Source organism: Brevibacterium sp. SIMBA_078 (assembly GCF_046534565.1).
In the GTDB taxonomy this organism is placed as follows: domain Bacteria; phylum Actinomycetota; class Actinomycetes; order Actinomycetales; family Brevibacteriaceae; genus Brevibacterium.
The window spans coordinates 1-235 of record NZ_JAWRYQ010000603.1; the positions used below are offsets into that span (position 1 = coordinate 1).

Here is a 235-nt window from a genome sequence, read left to right on the forward strand (position 1 = left end):
GTTCACATTTCGCACAAAAGTACTGTTTTTAATTAGTCTGCTTGTTTACGTAAAAAAGCAGGAATGTCGAAATAATCGCCACCCTCAGACTTATCTGTTTTATTAGCACTACTTGACGACGTATTCGTTGCTGAACTTGAAGAGCTAGTCGATGTGCTGCTTTGCTCTTTCGATTCAGTTTGCGATGTCGTTGCAGGCTCTTCAGTCGTACTTGTGCCTTGGCTTGCAAAGCTGG

At 42.6% G+C, this 235-nt stretch carries 1 protein-coding gene; it reads right to left on the reverse strand.

Features of this window, described 5'->3' with window-relative positions; genetic code table 11:
- Positions 1 to 32 precede the first annotated feature (32 nt).
- Positions 33 to 235: hypothetical protein (locus SB749_RS20950; RefSeq protein WP_410712015.1), on the reverse strand; the 203-nt coding region annotated here is incomplete at its 5' end.